Annotated in this window: 10 protein-coding genes; 7 read left to right on the plus strand and 3 right to left on the minus strand. The window is 71.8% G+C overall.

The features are described from left to right. Window positions 1-67 precede the first annotated feature (67 nt). Genes F4562_RS22395 through F4562_RS22405 form a run of 3 tightly spaced genes read left to right on the plus strand, consistent with a single transcriptional unit; the run spans window position 68 to window position 3,953 of the window. Complete coding sequence (locus F4562_RS22395; RefSeq protein ID WP_184545734.1) at window positions 68-595, plus strand: PadR family transcriptional regulator; 528 nt, start codon at window positions 68-70, stop codon at window positions 593-595. Then, on the plus strand, window positions 592-1,299 hold the full coding sequence (locus F4562_RS22400; RefSeq protein ID WP_184545732.1) for an ABC transporter ATP-binding protein: 708 nt from the start codon (window positions 592-594) through the stop codon (window positions 1,297-1,299). The genes F4562_RS22395 and F4562_RS22400 overlap by 4 nt, the downstream gene beginning before the upstream one ends. Next, entirely contained in the window at window positions 1,296-3,953 is a 2,658-nt protein-coding gene (locus F4562_RS22405; RefSeq protein WP_184545730.1) for an FtsX-like permease family protein, read from the plus strand. The genes F4562_RS22400 and F4562_RS22405 overlap by 4 nt, the downstream gene beginning before the upstream one ends. 74 nt (window positions 3,954-4,027) lie before the next feature. Here the strand turns inward: F4562_RS22405 and F4562_RS22410 are convergent, their stop codons facing one another. Beyond that, entirely contained in the window at window positions 4,028-4,882 is an 855-nt protein-coding gene (locus tag F4562_RS22410; protein WP_184545728.1) for a hypothetical protein, read from the minus strand. 205 nt (window positions 4,883-5,087) lie between these two features. On the opposite strand from F4562_RS22410, the gene serA reads away from it, so the two are divergent. Then, window positions 5,088-6,677 carry a phosphoglycerate dehydrogenase gene (gene serA / locus F4562_RS22415; protein WP_184545726.1) on the plus strand — a complete coding sequence of 530 codons (1,590 nt, stop codon included), beginning with the start codon at window positions 5,088-5,090 and terminating at the stop codon, window positions 6,675-6,677. 623 nt (window positions 6,678-7,300) lie between these two features. Here the strand turns inward: serA and F4562_RS22420 are convergent. Continuing rightward, window positions 7,301-8,179, minus strand: coding sequence for a C40 family peptidase (locus F4562_RS22420; RefSeq protein ID WP_184545724.1), 879 nt, complete (start codon window positions 8,177-8,179; stop codon window positions 7,301-7,303). 357 nt (window positions 8,180-8,536) lie between these two features. Between F4562_RS22420 and F4562_RS22425 the strand changes: the two genes are divergently transcribed. Beyond that, the gene (locus tag F4562_RS22425) at window positions 8,537-9,583 is read left to right on the plus strand and encodes a 3-isopropylmalate dehydrogenase (protein ID WP_184545722.1); all 1,047 of its coding nucleotides are present in this window, start codon (window positions 8,537-8,539) and stop codon (window positions 9,581-9,583) included. A 188-nt stretch (window positions 9,584-9,771) separates the two neighbouring features. Further along, complete coding sequence (locus F4562_RS22430) at window positions 9,772-10,866, plus strand: branched-chain amino acid aminotransferase (RefSeq protein WP_184545720.1); 1,095 nt, start codon at window positions 9,772-9,774, stop codon at window positions 10,864-10,866. A gap of 142 nt (window positions 10,867-11,008) precedes the next feature. On the opposite strand, the gene F4562_RS22435 is transcribed toward F4562_RS22430, so the two are convergent. After that, window positions 11,009-11,662: an O-methyltransferase gene (locus F4562_RS22435; protein ID WP_184545718.1), complete on the minus strand. Its 654-nt coding sequence runs from the start codon at window positions 11,660-11,662 to the stop codon at window positions 11,009-11,011. 273 nt (window positions 11,663-11,935) lie between these two features. On the opposite strand from F4562_RS22435, the gene cimA reads away from it, so the two are divergent. Then, window positions 11,936-13,513, plus strand: coding sequence for a citramalate synthase (gene cimA / locus F4562_RS22440; protein ID WP_184545716.1), 1,578 nt, complete (start codon window positions 11,936-11,938; stop codon window positions 13,511-13,513). Window positions 13,514-13,521: the final 8 nt, after the last annotated feature.

Consider the following 13,521-nt stretch of genomic DNA (forward strand, 5'->3'; position numbering starts at 1 on the left):
GGCGGAACCTGTCCAGAATATGCGGATCTCTTGCCGTGACCATACTGAGTATGCATACTCAGTATTCATGGCGATTCGGCAAGGCCTGCTCGCTCTGTTGAGCCAGGGGCCCCGCTACGGCTACCAGTTGCGCGCGGAGTTCGAGGCGTCGACAGGGGCGACCTGGCCGCTCAACATCGGCCAGGTCTACACGACCCTCTCCCGCATGGAGCGCGACGGCCTGGTGAGCCCCGGTGAACAGGACGACCAGGGCCGGGTCGTCTACTCGATCACCGAGGCCGGCCGGACCGAGATGGAGCGGTGGTTCGACACCCCCGTCGCCCAGTCCGACCGGCCCCGGGATGAGCTGGTCATCAAGCTGGCCATGGCCGTCGCCGCCGGTGCGGACGTGCGTCCGATCATCCGGGCCCAGCGCACCGCCACCATGAGCACGCTGCAACGCCTCACCCGAGCCAAGCACACCGCCGTCCAGGGGGCCGCGCAGCGGCTGGTGCTCGACTCGATGATCTTCCAGGCCGAGGCCGAGCAGCGCTGGCTCGATCACTGCGAGGCCGTGCTCACGGCCTCGCCCCGGACTCAGGAGAGACAACGATGAGTTTCGACCCGGTCTTACGGCTCGCGGGCGTCACCCGCGTGCACGGCGACGGGCCGCAGGCCGTGACGGCGCTCCGGGAGGTGAACCTGGACGTCGACCCCGGGCAGTTGGTCGCGGTGATGGGGCCCTCCGGGGCTGGCAAGTCCACCCTGCTCAACGTCGCGGGCGGGCTCGATCGGCCCACCTCGGGCTCGGTGGTCGTCGAGGGCGTCACCCTGACGGACCTGCCGGCCGCGGGGCTCGCCGCGCTCCGCCGCCGCCGCGTCGGCTACGTCTTCCAGGACCTCAACCTCATCCCCTCCCTCACCGCCGCCGAGAACGTGATGCTCCCGCGCGAGCTGGACGGGATCCGGGCGAGGCAGGCCCGCCGCGAGGCGCTGGAGGTCCTCACCGAGGCCGGCGTCGGCGAGATCGCCGACCGCTTCCCCGGCGAGATCTCCGGCGGCCAGCGCCAGCGGGTCGCCATCGCCCGTGCCCTGGCCCGGGAGCGGCGGCTGATCCTGGCCGACGAGCCCACCGGCGCGCTCGACACCCCCACCGGTGACGAGATCCTCCAGCTCCTGCGTGCCCGCTGCGACGCCGGGGCGGCGGTCCTCCTCGTCACCCACGAGCCCCGCTACGCCGCCTGGGCCGACCGGGTGGTCTTCCTGCGCGACGGTGAGATCGCCGACTCCACCGCGGTCTCCCTGGAGAGCGCCCGATGAGCGCCGGGGCCGGGGCCCAACCGGGCCGCGCGCGTCTCACGCCGGCGGCGTTCCTCGCCGCCCTGCGGATCTCCCGGCGGGCCGCCCTGCGGGCCCGGGGACGCACCGCTCTGATCGTCACGATGATCGCCCTGCCCGTCCTCGTGATCACCGTGCTCCTGACCCTCCGGGAGACCGTGGACATCAGCCCGCGGGAGGGGCTGACCGCGCAGATCGGAGCCGCCGACCTCCGGGTCTGGACGACCTGGAGCCCGGGGGCGGTGACGCAGGACGTCGAAGGAAACCTCTCCTGGAATGATCCGGGCCCGCTAAGAGGGCCGCGCACCGCCGGGGAGATCATGGGTCTCCTCGGACCGGGGGCCCGGATCATCCCGGCGAACGACGGCAGCGTCGAGTTCAGGGGAGCGGACGGCTACGACCGGGTGTCCGCCCACGAGCTGGACCTGCGCGACCCGCTGACCAAGGGGATGTACCGCCTGCTCCGGGGCCGCCTCCCGGCCACGCCCGGGGAGGTCGCGGTGACCGCCGGCGCGCTGGAGCACGGGTTCCGGCTCGGCGGGACGGTGGAGATGACCCCCAGGAGGACGCCGATGCGGGTCGTCGGCGTGATCGAGCCCCCGCACCGGGTCGGGATCACGGAGGCCGTGGGACTCCCCGGCACCCTGCTGTTCGACAAGCGGAACGGCAGCGGCAGCGGCTGGCTGGCCGACACCCCGGCGCCGCTGACCCGGGACGGCGTCCGGAAGCTGAACGGCGCCGGGTTGCGCGTCCAGGCTCCTGCCGTCGTGGAACATCCGGAGGACTACCCCGATCCCGTCGTCCGGTACGACGTCGACCGGATCGTGGGCATCGGGCTCGCCGGGCTCATGATCGTGTTGGAGACGGTGCTGCTCGCCGGCCCGGCCTTCGCGGTCGGGCTCCGCCGCCGCCGCCGCGAGCTCGCGCTGATCGCCGCCCAGGGCGGATCGCCACGGCACCTGCGCATGATCGTGCTCGCGGACGGTCTCGCCCTCGGCGGCGGAGCGGCGCTGATCGGCCTGGTCGCGGGGGTCGGTCTGGCGTCCCTGGCCGCTCTGCTGGAGGCCGGGCGGTTGCTGGGGGCGGTCGGCCCCCTGGACATCCCCTGGATGCCGGTGGCGGCCGTCGCGCTGCTCGGCGCGGTCAGCGGTCTCGTGGCCGCCGTGGCGCCCGCCGTGCAGGCGGCCCGCCAGAATCCGGCGGCGGTGCTCGGCGGTCGCAGGGACGAGGCGCGCGCCAGGCGGGCCGGTCCGCTGACCGGCCTGGTCGTGGTCGTCGCGGGGGTCGCGGCGGCCGTGTTCGCCGTCAGGTTCAACGTGGTCTGGGTCTTCGCCGCGGCGCTCCTCTCCCAGCTGGGCCTCGTCGCGCTGACCCCGTGGCTGGTCGGGGCCGCCGCGGGCCCGGCCGGCCGGCTCCCCCTGCCGTTCCGGCTGGCCGCCCGTGACGCCTCCCGCAACCGCGGCCGCACGGCCTTCGCGGTCGCGGCGGTCATGACGGCCACGGCGGCCTTCACGGCCGCAGGGGTGGCGGCGAGCAGTGGTTTCGCCCACAACCGGGACAGCTTCCAGGCGGCGCTCCCGGCCGGGACCACGACGATCCGCGGCGTCGGCCTCGACGACGACCGGTGGGCGGCGCTCAGGGCCGCCGTCGAGCGGGAGCTGCCCGGGGTGCCGATGATCGAGGCCGTCGAACCCCGGGACGCCCGGGGAACCGTCGTCGAGCTGGGCGCCCGATATCCCGCCGGGAGCCAATCGTCCGGAAGATTCCGCCACCTCGGTGGGCTGCCGGTCGGGGACGAGCAGCTGCTCACTCTCGTCCAGGGGCGGCGGGATCCCGCGGCGGTGGCGGCTCTCGCCGCGGGCAAGGCCGTGGTGTTCGACCCGCGTCTGGTGCGCGGCGACCGGCTGGGCCTGACCATGGTGGGGATCGCCGTCCCGGAACCGGAGGAACCGGAGGAACCGGAGGTACCAGACGATCTAACTGTCCCCGCGGTCGTGGCTCGGGCGGCCGACCCCGGATACGCCGTCGCGGTGCTTCCCCCCTCCGCACTCCACCGCATCGGGCTGAAAACCGAGTCCCGCACGCTGTACGTCGACCCCGCCGTCCACCGGCTCGACTACGAAAGGGGACGGAAACTGGAACGGGAACTCCGGGCGGTGAACGACAGGGCGGACGTGTACGTCGAGCTCGGATTCCAGGGGGACGTCGTCTTCCAGCTGAGGTTGCTCCTGGTGGCGGCGTCGATCCTGGTGCTGGGCGGCACGTTCGTCGCGACCGGTCTCGCCGCGGCCGACCTCCGGCCCGACCTCGCGACCATGGCCGCGGTCGGGGCCGCGCCGGGCACGCGGCGGCTGGTCGTCGCCGGGCAGGCTGGGTTCATCGCGGGCCTCGGCGTGCCGATCGGCGCCGGGGCGGGCCTCCTGACGGGAATCGCCGCGGCCTGGCCGATGACGACCCGGGCACGGGACTTCACCTGGCTGACGGCGGAGAGCGCGGCACCGGGAACGGAGGCGCCGACGGTCGAGATCCCCTGGCTCTTCCTCACGGTGATCGTGATCGGCCTGCCGCCGCTGGCGGCGCTGCTGGCCGGCGCGTTCGCCCGGACGAGGGTGACGCTCACCCGCCGGATCGCCTGACCTCGTCCACGGACGCGGGTCGGCCGGCGGCGCCGGGGCGGGGAGGACCCGCCCCGCCCCGGGGCACCGTGAGGTCAGCCGGTGACGTCGGCGCAGACGACGTGCACGCCCATCTCGATCATGCGCCGCTCGGTGCGCGCGTCGGCGATGCGGGCCATCAGGATGGGCGCCTCGCTCGCGGCGAGCTGCGGCAGGCGTGCGCGCACCCCGCGGTGGATGTCCCTGACCACGTCCTCGGCCGCCGACATGCTCACCTTGACGTGCAACATGATCCCCGGGGCGCCGGAGGAGGTCTTGGCCTCGGAGATCCACACGTGGTGGACGAGCGGGTAGTCGGCGAGCACCTGGGCGATCGCCCCCCGCAGCGCGGGCAGGATCGGATGGGTGCACCGCTTGTAACCGGGGTCCACCATCTGCATCGGGCCCGACAGGTGGGGTCGCGGCGCCGGGATCCACGGCTGGGCGGGGGCGGCGGGCGTCGGGACCGACGGCGGACGCACCGCCGCCGGACGCGAGACCTTGGCCGTCGCCCCGGTCGCGTACGCCGTGGGGGAGGCGCTCGACAGCGCGGGCGTGGGACCGCTGCGCGTCGCGTGGAGATATCGCTGGAGGTCCTCGATCGGCACGGCCGCCGCGGCCGGTCCGGCCGCGTCGATCACGATCTCGCGCACGCCGGTGACGCGCTGGATGTCGAGGATGGTGTCGGCGTCGCAGGCCGACAGTGAGTGGCTGCCACGGTGCCGCGCGTAGGTGTCCGCGGATGTGTATCCGAGCAGGACCCGGTCACCGGCCTGGGTCGTGCCGAGCACGACGGACCGGTCCGGTCGCACGGCGACCAGGAGCCCCCATTCGGCGAGCGCCGCCAGCAGGCGGTGCGGGCCGGCGTGCTGAGCGAGCACGTCGCGGAGAGCGGGGTTCCCGATGCTCATATGAGGAACGATAGGTAGTGGACCACGGCTTATCAGGGTAATCGCGAAGTTTTCTTGGGATCAATACCAACTTGAGTTTCGCGGGTATGAGGCGTGGCGGCCCTGGGTACCGTCTCGGATCTCGGGACACTCGTGAACGCGTTCACAAGCGCCGATAGACTACGTGAGGTCCGTGCACCCTCACCGTCTCAGAAGGATCCAGCCTGTGAACAAGCCTGTCGTACTGGTCGCTGAGGAACTCTCCGAGGCCGGTCTCGCGGTCCTGGGTGCGGACTTCGACGTCCGCCACGCCGACGGAGCCGACCGCGCACAGTTCCTGCCCGCGCTCGCCGAGGCGGACGCGCTCATCGTGCGCAGCGCCACCCAGGTGGACGCCGAGGCGATCGCCCACGCACCCAAGCTGCGTGTTGTCGCCCGCGCCGGCGTCGGTCTGGACAACGTCGACGTGGAGGCCGCGACCAAGGCCGGCGTCATGGTGGTCAACGCGCCGACCTCCAACATCACCAGCGCCGCCGAGCACACCGTCGCCCTGATCCTCGCCTCCGCCCGCAACGTCGCGCAGGCGCACGCCGCGCTCAAGGGCGGCGAGTGGAAGCGCTCGAAGTACACCGGCGTGGAGCTCGACGGCAAGGTCGTCGCCATCCTCGGCCTCGGCAAGATCGGCCAGCTGGTCGCGCAGCGCCTGCAGCCGTTCGGCGTGGAGCTCATCGCCTACGACCCCTACCTGCAGCCGGCCCGCGCCGCCCAGATGGGCGTCCGCCTGGTCTCGCTGGAGGAGGCCCTGCGCGAGGCCGACTTCGTCACCGTGCACCTGCCCAAGTCCAAGGAGACCATCGGCCTCATCGGTGACAAGGAACTGCACGCGGTCAAGCCGAGCGTCCGGCTGATCAACGTCGCCCGCGGCGGCATCATCGACGAGGGCGCCCTCTACTCCGCGATCAAGGAGGGGCGGGTCGCCGGTGCCGGCATCGACGTGTTCCCGAAGGAGCCCGTGACCGACAGCCCGCTCTTCGAGCTCGACCAGGTCGTCGTCACCCCGCACCTGGGCGCCTCCACGCACGAGGCCCAGGAGAAGGCGGGCACGCAGGTCGCGCGGAGCGTGAAGCTCGCCCTCGCCGGGGAGTTCGTGCCGGACGCGGTCAACGTCCAGGGCGGCGCCGTCGCCGAGGACGTCAAGCCGGGCCTGCCGCTGGCCGAGAAGCTCGGCCGGGTGTTCACCGCCCTCGCCGGCGAGGTCGCCACCAAGCTCGACGTCGAGGTCCGCGGTGAGATCGCCTCCCAGGACGTCCGCGTGCTGGAGCTGGCGGCGCTCAAGGGCGTCTTCACCGACGTGGTCGAGGACTCGGTCACCTACGTCAACGCCCCGCTGCTGGCCAAGGACCGCGGTGTCTCGGTCGACCTGGTCACCAGCCCCGACAGCCCCGACTGGCGCAACGTCGTGACCGTCCGCGGCGTGCTCGCCGACGGCCGCACGGTCTCGGTCTCCGGCACCCTGTCCGGGCCGCGGCAGGTCACGAAGATCGTCGAGGTCAACGGCTACCAGATGGAGATCGAGCCGACCGACCACCTGTCGTTCTTCGCCTACACCGACCGTCCCGGAATCGTCGGCGTGGTCGGCCGTATCCTCGGCGACCACTCCATCAACATCGCCTCGATGCAGGTGGCCCGCGACACCAAGGGCGGCAAGGCTCTGATCGCGCTGACCGTCGACACCGCCATCCCGGCCGAGGTGGTCGACCAGATCGGCGCCGAGATCGGCGCCGACAGCGGCCGTTCGGTCGACCTGACCGACTGATCGGTCACCACCCGCTCACCGGCTGGTCACACCCGCGCGGCCGGCGTCCCGTTCCCGGGACGCCGGCCGCGCGTGTCTCATCATCTGAGAAATATGGACGGCGAGTGAGACGGCACCCGGATGGCGGGGTAACGTGGCAGGAGATCCGGTGGGTGCTCGCCACAGTCGCCCGCCGAGACGAGGCCCGACAGGTCAGCCCGGCGCCCCGCTCACCCGCGGCGCCCGCCGGCCCCGCCGCCGGTCCGCACCCAGGACCCGCACCCTGCCGGCCCGTTCCCGATCCGTGACCGGGGTCGGGGTGCAGTGCCCCGTCTTCCGCGCCGTCGAGATGAGAGCCGTCATGTACGAGATGTACCCCTGGAACCGCACCGAGGACGCCGAGAACGAGGCCGCCGAGGCGCTGCAGATCGCCCTCGACCGCCGCGACAACGGCGGTGCCTTCGTCCGCTGACCTGTCGGCGGCACCCACCGGCCGGTCGGCGGTGACTTCCCACCCGCCGGCCCGGCGGTGACGCTCAGGCCCGGCCCAACGGCGGCTTCCCGTCCGCCGGCCCGATGGTGACGCCCGCCGACCGGCCCGGTGACGGCGGCGACGCCCCTCCACCGGACCGGTCGGCGGTTTCTCACGCGTCGGCCGGGTGCACGGTCGAGGAGGCCTCGTCCGTGCCGCCGTCCTCCTTCGCCCGTTTCGCTTCCTTCGCCTGCTGGGCCGCGCGCTTGACGCCGGCCGGGTCCGGACGCACGGCCCCGACGAAGGCCTGGCGGCGCCAGGAGCTCAGCTTCTCCTCCTTGACCACGTCGCCGGTGCGCGGGGCGTGCACCATGTGACCGGGTTTCGTGATCATGCCCACATGCCCGAGACCGCTGAAGAAGACGAGGTCGCCGGGCTTGAGGTCGTCCCAGGCGATCTTCTTGTCGAAGGCCCGGTACTGGTCGGCGGCGACGCGGGGCAGCGTGATCCCGGCGGCGCCGTAGGCGCGGAGCATCAGGCCGGAGCAGTCGAAGCCGCCCTTGCCGGTGCCGCCCCACACGTAGGGTGTGCCGCGCTGCGCCATGGCCCAGTCGATCGCCTTGCGCCAGGCGGGTCTGACGGTCCGGGCGGCGAGCGCCGCGAGTTTCGGGCCGCTGGCGGAGGCGAGTCTCGTGCCGCTGAGAGTGGCCGGGCCGGAGGCGGGGAGCGGCGCGGGGGCCGCGGCCGGGCCGGCGGCCTGGCCGGCGGGCAGGGCCTCGGGAGTGGCGGGCAGCACGGCGGGGGCGGCGGGCAGGGCCTCGGGAGTGGCGGGCAGCACGGCGGGGGCGGCGGGCGGAGCCGCGAGAACTGATGAGGCCGCGAGGGCTGATGGAGCCGCGAGGGCGGCGGGAGGAACCGCGGGCTTCGCGGACGGGGTCGTGGTGGCGGCCGCCGGTGCCGCGGTGGGGGTCGCGAGCACCGCGGCGCCGGCGACGATCATGGTCAGGACACGGGGGTGGTACGTCTTGCCGGACAGGATCGTTCCTTCCATAGGGCCGGCCGGGTGAGCTGTCGGGCTCGGACGTGGAAGCCGCCCTACGGCGCGGAAGGCGCCGATTCGCCCCGAGGGAGTCGGGGCGCCCGGAAGGGGGTCCGCGTTCCGCGGCGCGGAACGGGTTCCCGGGCACCCCGGCGGATCCCGAAAGTGGGTCCCCGGCTCCGTGCGGGTCGAAGAACGACAAGGGGGACGACCCGCACGGATTAGGCGTCGATGTGAGTGTCCAGGACCTTAACGAACCGGTCAAAAGATCGCAAACAGGACAAAATCCCCATCGGGAAATCCATGAATGAATCGTCCGAGGAGTGAGATGGGTGTTCGATTGCCGAGACGGACCGGTAAGGTGCCTGCATGGATTCGCGCAACATTCGCCTGGCGGTCATCCCCGGTGACGGGATCGGCGTCGAGGTCGTCACCGAGGGCTTGAAGGTTCTGGAAGCGGTCGGCACGAAGGTGGAGACCACCACGTACGACCTCGGTGCCAGGCGCTACCACGAGACCGGCGAAACCCTACCGGACGCCGTGCTCGACGAGCTGCGCGGCTACGACGCCATCCTGCTCGGCGCGGTCGGCGACCCCAGCGTCCCCCCGGGTGTCCTGGAGCGTGACCTGCTGCTCAGGCTCCGCTTCGAGCTCGACCACTACGTGAACCTCCGTCCGGTCAAGCTCTTCCCCGGCGTCGAGACCCCGCTCGGCCGGTCCCGTCCGGAGGACATCGACATGGTCGTGGTCCGCGAGGGCACCGAGGGGCCGTACGCCGGGGCGGGTGGCGCCATGCGCCGCGGCACGCCGCACGAGATCGCGACCCAGGAGTCGTTCAACACCGCGTACGGGGTCGAGCGGGTCGTGCGTTACGCCTTCGAGAAGGCGCTCGCCCGGCCCCGCAGGAAGCTGACGCTGGTCCACAAGACCAACGTCCTCACCTACGCCGGTGACCTGTGGGCCCGCACCTTCGACCGTGTCAGCCTGGAGTACTCCGACGTCCAGACCGACTACTGCCACGTCGACGCGGCCTCGATGTTCTTCGTCACCCAGCCCGAGCGCTTCGACGTGATCGTCACCGACAACCTCTTCGGCGACATCCTGACCGACATCGGCGCGGCGATCGCCGGCGGCATCGGCCTGGCGGCCAGCGGCAACGTCAACCCCGACCGCACCGCGCCGAGCATGTTCGAGCCGGTCCACGGCAGCGCTCCCGACATCGCGGGCCAGGGCAAGGCCGACCCGACCGCGACGATCCTGTCGGTCGCCATGCTCCTGGACCACCTGGGCCTGGCCGAGGAGGCCGCCCGGGTCGAGCAGGCCGTCGCGGACGACCTCGTCGAGCGGCAGACCGGCTGGGCCGGCCGGACCACCCACGAGATCGGCGACGACATCACCGCGCGAGTAGCCGGCTGACCAGCCGCCTCCCGCACTGCTGACGCGCCCGGCGGCTCCTCGGAGCCGCCGGGCGCGTCGTCGTTTCACCCCCGGTCACCGTCACCAGGTACTGCCGGTTTTCGCCATAGATGCAGTAGTTTCCCGTTACCCGGTCCGTCGCAGAATGGACTCAAGGGCAGCCCGACACCGAGAGAAGGATCTCCGTCATGACCACCGCTCAGAAGCTCAGCTTCGACGTGCAGCTCTCCGACCACGCTCGCACCGCGGCCGAGCGCGAGCAGGTACTGGCGGATCCCGGGTTCGGCCAGGTCTTCACCGATCACATGATCTCGATCGACTACACGGAGGGAACGGGCTGGCACGACGCGCGCCTCATGCCGTACGGGCCGCTCAGCCTCGACCCGGCGACCTCGGTCTTCCACTACGCCCAGGAGCTCTTCGAGGGCATGAAGGCCTACCGGCAGGAGAGCGGTGCCATCGCCACCTTCCGGCCGTACGCCAACGCCGCCCGCTTCAACCGCTCCGCCCTGCGGATGGCCATGCCGGAACTGCCGGAGGAGACGTTCGTCGAGTCGCTGGAGGTCCTCGTCCAGACCGACCGCGAATGGGTGCCCACCACCCCCGGTCACAGCCTCTACCTGCGTCCCTTCATGATCGCCACGCAGCCGGCGCTCGGGGTGAACTACCCGTCCCGGACCTACAAGTACATGGTCATCGCCTCCCCGGCGGCGTCCTACTTCGGCGGCGGCAGGCCCGTGTCGGTCTGGCTGTCCACCGAGTACACCCGCGCCGCACCCGGCGGCACCGGGTACGCCAAGTGCGGCGGCAACTATGCCGCCGCGTTCGTGGCCCAGCGCCAGGCCGTCGAGCAGGGCTGTGACCAGGTGGTCTGGCTGGACGCCGGCGAGCACCGCTACGTCGAGGAGATGGGCGGGATGAACCTGTTCTTCGTCTACGGAGACCGGCTGCTGACCCCGGCCCTCACCGGCACGCTCCTGCCCGGCATCACCCGCGACTCGATCCTCGCCCTGGCCGGTGACCTCGGCCTCACCGCCGAGGAGGGACGTCTGTCGATCGAGGAGTGGCAGGAGGGCTGCGAGTCGGGTGCGCTCACCGAGGTCTTCGCCTGCGGCACCGCGGCGGTCGTCACCCCGGTCGGCTCGGTCAAGGGCGCCGACCGCGCCTGGACGATCGGCGACGGCACCCAGGGCCCCGTCACCACCAGGATCCGCGAGGAACTCGTCGGCATCCAGTACGGCTCCCGCCCGGACTCGCGCGGCTGGGTGCACAAGATCTGCTGATCCCCGTGGTCCGCACGGGGGCCACCGGTCCCCCCTGCGGACCCGCGTGATCTCCCGTGCGGACCCGCGTGATCCGTTGGTTCCCGCGGTGGACGCCCGGCCCGGCGGAGGCCGGCCGGGCGTCCACCGGAGGGCGTCCCCGTCAGTGCTTCCGGATCATGGTGAGGCCGTCGGCGATGGGCAGCATGATCGAGGTGACCCGGCCGTCGGTGCTGACCATGTCGTTGAACTCCCGCATGTGCCTGACCGTGTCGTCGTCCCTGGTGGGGTCGGCGACGTGGCCGCTCCACAGGGTGTTGTCGACGAGGATCAGCCCGCCCGGGGCCAGGCGCGACATGAGGATCTCGTAGTAGACGGTGTAGTTGGCCTTGTCGGCGTCGATGAACGCCAGATCCACGGCCGGCTCCTCGGGCAGCTCCCGCAGTCGCTCGGCCGCCGGGCCGATCCGCAGTTCGACGCGGTCGGTCACCTCCGCCCTCTCCCAGTAGCGCCGGGCGATCGCCGTCCACTCCTCGTTCACGTCGAAGCACGTCAGCCTGCCGCCCGGGGCGAGCCCGCGGGCGAGGCAGATGGAGGAGTAACCGGTGAAGGTGCCCACCTCCACCGCGTTCGCGGCCCCGTGGATCTGGGCGATCATGGTGAGGAAGCGCCCCTGGTCGGGGGATATCTGCATGCCCGCGCTGTCGCCGGTCAGCTCGCGGGTCTCGACGGCGAGGGCGTCGAGCACGTCGTCGGGCAGGGTGGTGTGCGCGAGCATGTACTGTCCGACCGTGGGGTCGAGATAAGTCGCCTTCATACCGCCATTCTCGCTGGCGGGAGCGCTGCCGGGGGCGGGATCCGCAGGCGTGTCGACACGCCCTTCGTCTCGCATCCCGAGATCGATGTGTCAGATGGCGTCCACCTGTGGCAGACTGCCAGGCATCATGTTCTACGGTCTGCTCATTATCGGCAGGCGCGCTGGCTGAAAAGGACCCCGCCAGCGCGCAGACCTCTCACGTCCGTGAGGGGTTTTTTTGTTTCCGGAGCCGAAGAGCGCGCGGCGACCACCACCCCGCAAAAGGAGATCGACATGACCGACGACAGCTTCCACGTGTACGACACGACACTCCGTGACGGTGCCCAGCAGGAGGGGCTCAACCTCACGGTGGCCGACAAGCTGGCCATCGCGCGTCACCTGGACGGCCTGGGCGTCGGCTTCATCGAGGGTGGCTGGCCCGGCGCGAACCCCAAGGACACCGAATTCTTCAGGCGGGCCCAAACAGAGCTCGACCTGAGACACGCGCAGCTCGCCGCGTTCGGCGCGACCCGCCGGGCCGGGGTGAAGGCGGCCGACGACCCGTTGGTGGCCGCGCTGCGCGAATCCGGCGCGCCGGTCGTGACCCTTGTCGCCAAGAGTCACGACCGGCACGTGGAGCTGGCCCTCCGCACGAGTCTCCAGGAGAACCTCGCGATGATCCGCGACACGGTCTCTCACCTTCGTGCGGAGGGACAGCGAGTCTTCCTCGACGCCGAGCACTTCTTCGACGGGTACGCCTCCAACCCAGCCTACGCGCTGGAGGTCGTCCGCACCGCCGCCGAGGCCGGTGCCTCGGTCATCGCGCTGTGCGACACCAACGGCGGGATGCTCCCCGACGAGCTGGCCGAGGTGGTCCAGGCCGCCGTCGGGACGTCCGCCAGGATCGGCATCCACTGCCACGACGACACCGGTTGCGCGGTGGCCAACACCCTGGCGGCGGTCAAGGCCGGCGCCACCCACGTGCAGGGCTGCGCGAACGGCTACGGTGAGCGCTCCGGGAACGCCAACCTGTTCACGGTCGTGGCCAACCTCCAGCTCAAGCGGGGTTTCGACCTCGTCCCCCGCGCGGCGCTCGCCGACATGACCAGGATCGCCCACGCGATCACCGAGGTCACCAACGTCACCCCGAACTCCCACGCGCCGTACGTGGGCGTCTCTGCCTTCGCGCACAAGGCGGGGCTGCACGCCAGCGCCATCAAGGTCGACCCCAACCTCTACCAGCACATCGACCCCGCCGAGGTCGGCAACGACATGCGCATGCTCGTCTCCGACATGGCGGGCCGCGCCTCGGTCGAGCTCAAGGGCCGCGAGCTGGGCTACGACCTGCCCGCCGACACCTCGCGCGAGCTGGTCAACCGGGTCAAGGAACTGGAGTCCAGGGGCTACACCTTCGAGGCCGCCGACGCCTCCTTCGAGCTGCTGCTGCGCGACACCGTCGCCGGAGAGCGCAGGCGCCACTTCCAGGTCGAGTCGTGGCGGGTCATCATCGAGCGGACCCGGGGCGGCGAGCTGGTCAGCGAGGCCACCGTCAAGCTGCACGCCAGGGGCAAGCGGATCGTCGCCACCGGCGAGGGAAACGGCCCGGTCAACGCCCTCGACCGGGCCGTGCGGCTGGGCCTGGAGCGGCTCTACCCGGAGCTGGCGGAGGTCGAGCTGATCGACTTCAAGGTACGGATCCTGGAGGGCACGCACGGCACTGACGCGGTGACGAGGGTGCTCATCACCTCCAGCGACGCGGCCGGCGAGTGGTCCACCGTCGGCGTCGACGAGAACATCATCGAGGCGTCGTGGCAGGCCCTGGAGCAGGCCGTCACCTACGGCCTGCTGCGCGCCGGCCACGAGGCGGAGTGACGCCCCGC

Origin of the sequence: Streptosporangium becharense, from assembly GCF_014204985.1 — a bacterium.
Classification (GTDB): domain Bacteria; phylum Actinomycetota; class Actinomycetes; order Streptosporangiales; family Streptosporangiaceae; genus Streptosporangium; species Streptosporangium becharense.

Bases quoted from the DNA above. Each gene is read 5' to 3' on its own strand.
- F4562_RS22395 (WP_184545734.1), top strand. From the start codon at position 68: ATGGCGATTCGGCAAGGCCTGCTCGCTCTGTTGAGCCAGGGGCCCCGC.
- F4562_RS22400 (WP_184545732.1), top strand. From the start codon at position 592: ATGAGTTTCGACCCGGTCTTACGGCTCGCGGGCGTCACCCGCGTGCAC.
- F4562_RS22405 (WP_184545730.1), top strand. From the start codon at position 1,296: ATGAGCGCCGGGGCCGGGGCCCAACCGGGCCGCGCGCGTCTCACGCCG.
- F4562_RS22410 (WP_184545728.1), bottom strand. From the start codon at position 4,882: ATGAGCATCGGGAACCCCGCTCTCCGCGACGTGCTCGCTCAGCACGCC.
- F4562_RS22420 (WP_184545724.1), bottom strand. From the start codon at position 8,179: ATGGAAGGAACGATCCTGTCCGGCAAGACGTACCACCCCCGTGTCCTG.
- F4562_RS22425 (WP_184545722.1), top strand. From the start codon at position 8,537: ATGGATTCGCGCAACATTCGCCTGGCGGTCATCCCCGGTGACGGGATC.
- F4562_RS22430 (WP_184545720.1), top strand. From the start codon at position 9,772: ATGACCACCGCTCAGAAGCTCAGCTTCGACGTGCAGCTCTCCGACCAC.
- F4562_RS22435 (WP_184545718.1), bottom strand. From the start codon at position 11,662: ATGAAGGCGACTTATCTCGACCCCACGGTCGGACAGTACATGCTCGCG.
- cimA (WP_184545716.1), top strand. From the start codon at position 11,936: ATGACCGACGACAGCTTCCACGTGTACGACACGACACTCCGTGACGGT.